3 protein-coding genes are annotated in these 6,761 nt (G+C 64.7%); 2 read left to right on the forward strand and 1 reads right to left on the reverse strand.

What is annotated here, in order from left to right:
* Positions 1-176: 176 nt before the first annotated feature.
* Positions 177-1,424, forward strand: coding sequence for a cytochrome P450 (locus tag IN820_RS02955; protein WP_193679549.1), 1,248 nt, complete (start codon positions 177-179; stop codon positions 1,422-1,424).
* 171 nt (positions 1,425-1,595) lie between these two features.
* Here IN820_RS02955 and IN820_RS02960 read toward each other — a convergent pair whose 3' ends face one another.
* On the reverse strand, positions 1,596-4,403 hold the full coding sequence (locus tag IN820_RS02960) for a hybrid sensor histidine kinase/response regulator (RefSeq protein ID WP_193679550.1): 2,808 nt from the start codon (positions 4,401-4,403) through the stop codon (positions 1,596-1,598).
* A gap of 520 nt (positions 4,404-4,923) precedes the next feature.
* Here IN820_RS02960 and IN820_RS02965 point away from each other — a divergent pair.
* Positions 4,924-6,603: an MFS transporter gene (locus IN820_RS02965; protein ID WP_408005182.1), complete on the forward strand. Its 1,680-nt coding sequence runs from the start codon at positions 4,924-4,926 to the stop codon at positions 6,601-6,603.
* The last annotated feature ends 158 nt before the right edge of the window (positions 6,604-6,761 follow it).

Below are 6,761 nucleotides of genomic sequence, written 5' to 3' on the forward strand. Positions count from 1 at the left end.
TAACACCCACGAGCGAGCCATAGCCAGGCTGACACCTTCGCATGCTTCGGGCTGTACAGATAATCGGCAGCAGCAGGTCGATTTTGTTCAGTTTCCGCGGGGCCGCGCGCCATGCAGGCAACCCTCCACGGCGGAGGTTGTCGATTATGCACCAGCCATTTCCCGGAGGCATTGAAATGCCCGAGATCCCCCGTGCCAATCGTTTCGAGAGTTCACTTTCACTGCTGGGCGAAGGCTATCCCTTCATCCGTGATCGCTGTCGGCATCTGCACAGCAACATCTTCCAGACGCGGCTGCTGATGCAGAACACCATCTGCATCAGCGGGGAAGATGCGGCCCGCCTGTTCTATGACGAGCGGTACATGCAGCGTGCTCATGCGGCGCCGCGGATCCTGACGAAGACCCTGACCGGCCAAGGGGGCGTGCAGGGACTCGATGGCGAGGCGCATCGACAACGTAAACGGATGTTTTTGCAGCTGCTGGCACCGACCGAGGTCGACCGCCTGGTGCAACTGGTCGAGCAGGACTGGCGCTCGGCGCTGGGCCCGTGGTCGCAGATGGAGCGGCTGGTGCTGCTGGAACAGTTGCAGACGATCCTTGCCCGCAGCGTCTGCCTGTGGGCCGGCGTGCCGCTGGCCGAGAGCGAGCTGGAAGCCCGCCGGGATCAGCTGGCCAGCATGATCGATGGCGCGGGCGGCGTCGGCGCACGGCAGCTGCAGGCGCGCCGCGCGCGTCGCGAAGCCGAGGCCTGGGCCGGCGGGCTGGTCGAGCAGGTTCGCGCCGGACAGCTGATGGTCGACCCGCAATGCGCGTTGATGGCGGTGGCGCGACACCTCGATGCCGATGGCAAGCCCCTGCAAACCCATGTCGCCGCCGTGGAACTGCTCAACCTGCTGCGCCCCACCGTGGCCGTTTCCCGCTTCATCGTCTTCGCCGCACTGGAACTGCTGACACACCCCGAATGGCGCGAGCGGCTACGTGACGATGACGCCGAACTGGAGCCGTTCGCCCAGGAAGTGCGGCGACTGTATGCCTTCTTTCCGTTCATGGCGGCGCGTGTGCGCGAGGCCTTTACCTGGCAGGGCTACCGCTTTCCCAAGGGCACGCGGGTACTGCTCGATCTCTGGGGCACCAACCGCGAGGTGGGCCGCTGGGACGAACCGGAGCGCTTCCGGCCGGAGCGTTTTCGCGACTGGGACGGCAATCCCTTCACTTTCGTGACCCAGGGAGGCGGCGATCCGGCCGCGGGGCATCGCTGCCCGGGCGAACCGCTGGCCATCGAGCTGCTGAAGGCGGCGTTGCGGATCCTGACGCGGGAGATGACCTATGAGGTGCCGGCGCAGGATCTGCGCGTCGATCTGACGCGTATGCCGGCGCAGCCGAAGAGCGGGTTGCTGATCAGCGAAGTGAGGGCGCTGAATTGATGGGCGATCGCGTTTTGCGAGGAAAATGGGGTGATGCCGGATTGGCACGTTTGGTGTTGCGGCGCCAAACCGTTCTCTGACGCTTCTGGTTTCGGCCCGGCCGAGTCACGTTCTCGTTGCTTCCGGCAACCGGCCCTGGCATTCCCCACAATCGCCAGGCAACCCAGCCGATCAATGAACACTCTCGGCCTGTTTGACCCGTACCCAGTGGTCGATCAACTCGCGTAGCTGCGACAGCTCGACCGGCTTGGCCATATGGCCGTCCATACCGGCCTCGCGCGCCCGCTCGCGGTGCTCGCTGAGGATGTGCGCGGTCAGCGCCACCACCGGCGTGCGCGGGCGCGCTACGGCTGCTTCCCACTCGCGCAGTTGGCGCGTGGCGTGGAAGCCGTCGAGCACCGGCATCTCGCAGTCCATCAGCACCAGGTCGTATGGCCGCGCCTTGATCGCCGCCAGCGCCTCCTCACCATTGCTGGCGGTGTCCGGCTGCAGGTTCAGCTTGTTCAGCATGCCGCGGATGACCTTGGTCGAAATGCTGTTGTCTTCGGCCACCAGGATGCGGAAGTCCTCCGGAATCTCCCGTGGTGTCGACGGCTGTGGCGCTGTCGTGGGGCGTTGGGAGGTGCCCTGGTGGCGCTGGGCCAGTTCGTCGGCGAGCGTGGTCTTGAGCGTATAACCGGCCACCGGCTTGGCGAGGATGCGCTTGATGCCGGCGTTGCGCGCGATGATCTTGCTCGGCGCGCTGCTCATTCCGGTCAGCATGATCAGCAGGATGTCGTGGTTGAGGCTGAAATCTTCCTTGATCTTGCTCGCCAGCTGCATGCCGGTCATGCCCGGCATGTCCTGGTCGAGCAGGACGACATCGAAATATTCCTTCAGGTGGGCCTTGGTCCGCAGCAGCGCCAGCGCTTCCTTGCCGGAGGCCACGGCGCTGACTTCCAGCCCCCAGCCGCTGCACTGCTGGACCAGCACCTTGCGGCAGGTGTCGTTGTCATCGACGATCAGCAGCCGGGTGCCCTGCAGCGGGCCGTCCAGGTCGGCATTGTTCTGCGCCAGGCCCTCGCTGGCCAGCGGCAGGCTGATCCACAGGGTATTGCCCTGGGTCGCACCGGTCTGGATGCCGAAGTCGCCATCCATCAATTGCACCAACTGGCGGGCGATGATCAGGCCCAGGCGGCCGCCGTGGCGCGTGGCGGCAAGAAAGTCATGGCTGTCCACCGCGGCGTTGAGCAGCGCATCGCGTTCGTAGGCCTCCAGCGGCCGTCCGCTGTCCTGTACGGTGATGCGCAGGCGCGGATCGTCCAGCGGGCCGTCGACGGCGGCGATCAGCAGCACTTCGCCTTCATCGGTCTGCTTGAAGGCGTTCTCCAGCAGGTTGAGCAGCGCCTGGCGCAGGCGCGTCGGGTCGCCGGCGACCACCTGCGGCAGCTGCGGCTGGATGAAGCTGATCAGTTCGACTTTCTGCTGCTCGGCCTTGGCACGGAAGATGCTCAGGCAGTCCTCGATCAGCGCATTGAGGTCGAATTGCACGTCGTCGAGCTCGATCTGCCCCGACTCCAGCTTGGAAATGTCGAGAATCTCGTTGATCAGGTTGAGCAGCTCGTTGCCGGAGCTGTGGATGGTCTGCACGTAGTCGCGCTGCTTGGCCGACAGCGAGGTGCCGAGCAGCAGCTCGCTCATGCCCAGCACACCGTTCATCGGCGTGCGCAGCTCGTGGCTGATCTTCGAGAGGAAGTCGGCCTTGGTCTTCAATTCGGCGCTGCTCACCGCTTCGGCGGTGTACTGGGTGCGGCTGTCGGACTGCTGTTGCCGCTGGCGTTCGAGCAGGGCGAAGCTGAGCATCAGGCCGCCGAACGTCGCCAGGCTGAACAACCCGCCGGTGAGCCAGCCCGGATCGAGCTGGTCGAAGCCGAGCAGCATCGGCATGAAGAACACCATGCCGGCATTGAACAGCAGCAGCCCGACCACCAGCAGGCGCGCCGGCCGATAGCCCTGGCGCCAATGGTAGAGCGCGACGAGCAGCGCGCTGAACGCGGCCAGCAGCACCAGCGAGTAGATCAGCCAGCTGTGCCACAGCCATTGACCGAGCAGGATACTGCCGATCAGGGCCAGCACCAGATTGAGTTCGAGGCCCAGCAGCCAGGTGATCCAACTGCGCTGGCGCCGCTGGAAGAAACCCAGGGTGAAGCCGAGCAGGGCCGCGCTGGCGGCCAGCGCCGAGAGGTCGGCGATCAGTGGCTGGCTGTAGGTCAGCCCGGGTGCCCACACGGCCAGCACGCCGAGATTGGCTATCGCGCAGGCCAGCAGGGCGCCGTGCAGCAGGCTCAGCCAGATATGGGTGTAGCTGAGGGTGTAGGCGAAGCGCAGCAGGTTGTAGACCATCAGCAAGGCCAGCGCGCCGAACAGGGCGCCGAACAGATAGGCCGGCTTGGTCTGGCTGACCAGTCCGCTGTCGTCGACGGTCTTGAACCAGGTCATCACCGGGTGGATGGATTGCAGGCGGATGTAGGCCTCGCGTGGCTGCCCGTCGTTGGGCAGGGCGAACAGGTAGGCGCGGCTGGGCAACGGACGAGCGCTCAGCGGGCGTTGTTCGCCGGTCGCCATGTGCTGCTCAAGACGGCCGTCGTGCAACAGGTAGAAGTCGAGATACTGCACGCGTGGCGCGAACAGCCAGAGCCACTTGGGCTTGGTCAGGGGCGGCAGGCTGACCTGCAGCCAGACGGCCTGGTCGCTGGCCGGGGCGCTGTAGGAGAGCTTTTCCAGGCGCTGGAACAGGGAGCGCTGGGACACCACTTCATCGAGTGTCAGGCGGCTGGACTGGTCGATCAGGATCCGCCAGTTCTGCGGGACGGAATCGGCCTCGGCGGCCAGGATGGGCGTGGGCGGCGATTGACCGCTGGACGCCTGGGCCGACAGCGGGATCAGGTCGATCAGCAGCAGGCCGACGATGAAAACTATGGCAATCCGGAGCCGACCCACGAGAGAAGTCCGTTCATGTGTGTGACGGCGGATTATACCCTTGCCGCCACCTGGCTGTAATGCGCGCGGCAGCGATAAAACTTGCCGCCGCGCGCATTCCGCGGCACTGCTCCGTTCGGTTCTGGCCTGGTTCGCGAGCGATGCGGCGATAGCCTGATCGTCGTGCCGGCAGCAGCCGTTGCGGCGAATCCTTACGGAAGTGGGGCAGCCGGAACCTCCCTCGGCGTTGCGGTTGTCGTTGTCCGGATGGGGCTGGCCTGACTGCTCGGATTTCCATCATCCGACGAGCGGTGTCCTTGCGCCTGCCCGATGCCGCGAATCGCTGCGACAGCCCCGATATCCGGCTCGGGAAATCGGTGGAAGGCCCCGTATGGCGGGCCGTTCAGCGATTTTATAGAAATGAGACTAACGTCTAGTAACGACTCTTCTGGCCGTGTCTAGCCTTCGACAGAACAACCACAACAAACGACGTCCGACTAGGGGCGATTCGCGCTCCTTGGCGGATGTCACGGAGGCAGCCATGAGCGTAGCAACAGCAGAGGGCGCCGGACATCCACCGGCCCGGCCAATGACGGCGGAAGAGCGCAAGGTCATTTTCGCTTCTTCCCTGGGTACCGTTTTCGAATGGTACGACTTCTATCTATACGGTTCGCTTTCCGCGATCATCGCGGCGCAGTTCTTCTCGGGCGTCAACCCCACGGCGGCCTTCATCTTCGCACTCATGGCCTTCGCCGCCGGTTTCGCGGTCAGGCCGTTCGGCGCGATCTTCTTCGGCCGCCTGGGCGATCTGGTCGGTCGCAAGTACACCTTCCTCATCACCATCATGATCATGGGCCTGTCGACCTTCATCGTCGGCATCCTGCCGTCCTACGCGGCCTGGGGCATCGCGGCGCCGATCATCCTCATCGTCCTGCGGCTGTTCCAGGGATTGGCGCTCGGTGGCGAGTATGGCGGCGCGGCGACCTACGTCGCCGAGCACTCGCCGCATGGCCGGCGCGGGTTCTACACCTCGTGGATCCAGACCACTGCGACGCTCGGCCTGTTCCTGTCGCTGCTGGTGATCCTCGGCACCCGCACCTGGCTCGGCGAGGAGGCGTTCGCGGCCTGGGGCTGGCGCATTCCCTTCCTGCTGTCCATCGTGCTGCTCGGCATCTCGGTGTGGATCCGCCTGACCCTCAACGAGAGCCCGGTGTTCAAGCGCATGAAGGAGGAGGGCAAGACCTCCAAGGCGCCGCTGACCGAAGCCTTCGGTCGCTGGGAAAATGCCAAGGTGGCGCTGATCGCCTTGTTTGGCGGCACCGCGGGGCAGGCGGTGGTGTGGTACACCGGCCAGTTCTATGCGTTGTTCTTCCTGACCCAGACGCTGAAGGTGGACGGCGCGACGGCCAACATCCTGATCGCCCTCTCGCTGCTGATCGGCACGCCGTTCTTCGTCGTCTTCGGCTGGCTCTCCGACAAGGTCGGACGCAAGCCGATCATCCTCGGTGGTTGCCTGGTCGCGGCGCTGACCTATTTCCCGCTGTTCAGCCTGATCACCCACTATGCCAATCCGGCACTCGAGCATGCCCAGGCCTCGGCGCCGGTAACCGTGGTGGCGGACCCGAGCGAGTGCTCGTTCCAGTTCAATCCGGTGGGCACCTCGAAGTTCGTCACTTCCTGCGATATCGCCAAGAGCTTCCTGGCGCGCAATTCGGTGAACTATTCGAACGAGGCGGCTCCGGCCGGTACCGTGGCCAGCATCAGGGTCGGCGATCAGGTGATCGCCTCCTTCGCTGGTGCCGGCCTGCCCGCCAATCAGCTCCAGGCCCGCTCCGACGCCTTCAACGCCAGTATGACCGATGTGATTCGCGCCGCCGGTTATCCGGCCAAGGCCAACCCCGAGCAGATCAACAAGCCGATGGTGGTGCTGTTGCTGACCGTGCTGGTGCTGTTCGTGACCATGGTCTATGGCCCGATCGCGGCCCTGCTGGTGGAACTGTTCCCGACGCGCATCCGCTACACGGCGATGTCGCTGCCCTACCATATCGGCAACGGCTGGTTCGGCGGCTTCCTGCCGACCACCGCCTTCGCCATGGTGGCCGCCACCGGTAACATCTACTACGGCCTGTGGTATCCGATCATCGTGGCGGTGATGACATTCCTCATCGGCCTGTTCCTGATGCCGGAAACCAAGGATAGAGACCTGCGCAACTGGCACTGAGTACCGGACAAAAAAGGCCCCGCTTGTGCGGGGCCTTTTTCATGGTGCGCCAGGCATGGCGCGTAGCGCCGTGACTGGCGCTGTTCGGTTCACTGTGGTGGTGAGCTGGATGACTTGGAGGTGAAAGTCCTCTACACACCCGGCAAGGGGAAGTGTTA

This window comes from Pseudomonas lopnurensis (genome assembly GCF_015070855.1).
Taxonomy (GTDB): Bacteria; Pseudomonadota; Gammaproteobacteria; order Pseudomonadales; family Pseudomonadaceae; genus Stutzerimonas; species Stutzerimonas lopnurensis.

Excerpts from the sequence above, each read along its gene's own strand:
- IN820_RS02965 (WP_408005182.1), top strand. The coding sequence starts at position 4,924 with ATGAGCGTAGCAACAGCAGAGGGCGCCGGACATCCACCGGCCCGGCCA.
- IN820_RS02955 (WP_193679549.1), top strand. The coding sequence starts at position 177 with ATGCCCGAGATCCCCCGTGCCAATCGTTTCGAGAGTTCACTTTCACTG.